Genomic DNA, 447 nt, shown 5'->3' with positions numbered 1-447 from the left:
CCCAGGATCTTCAAGCGCATCCGCCCCGCGTTCCGCTACGAACGCTCCCTGGACGTCATCACCCAGGGCCGGAACCAGGGCATGGTCACCAAATCCAACCTCATCCTGGGCATGGGCGAAACCCGCGAAGAAATCAGTGAAGCCCTCCGCGACCTCCACCAGGCCGGCTGCGACCTGATCACCATCACCCAGTACCTGCGCCCCAGTGAGCGGCACCTGCCCGTGGACCGCTGGGTCAAACCGCAGGAATTCCTGGACCTCCAGCACGAAGCCGAAGACATCGGCTTCCTCGGCGTCATGTCCGGGCCCCTGGTCCGCTCCTCCTACCGCGCCGGCCGGCTCTGGGCCACCGCCATGCGCAAAAAAGGCCGCGACATCCCCGCCGAACTCGCCCACATCGCCGACGGCATCCAGGACTCCGGCACCACCCGCCAGGAAGCCGCCAGC

At 67.1% G+C, this 447-nt stretch carries 1 protein-coding gene; it reads left to right on the top strand.

Going from position 1 to position 447, the window contains the following annotated elements:
• Nucleotides 1-447 (top strand): lipoyl synthase (locus tag AC5RT3_RS20660; protein WP_494125115.1); only part of this gene is annotated, 447 nt, incomplete at both ends.

This window comes from Arthrobacter sp. Y3221159, assembly GCF_059089885.1.
This window is presented reverse-complemented; position numbering and strand designations above follow the sequence as displayed.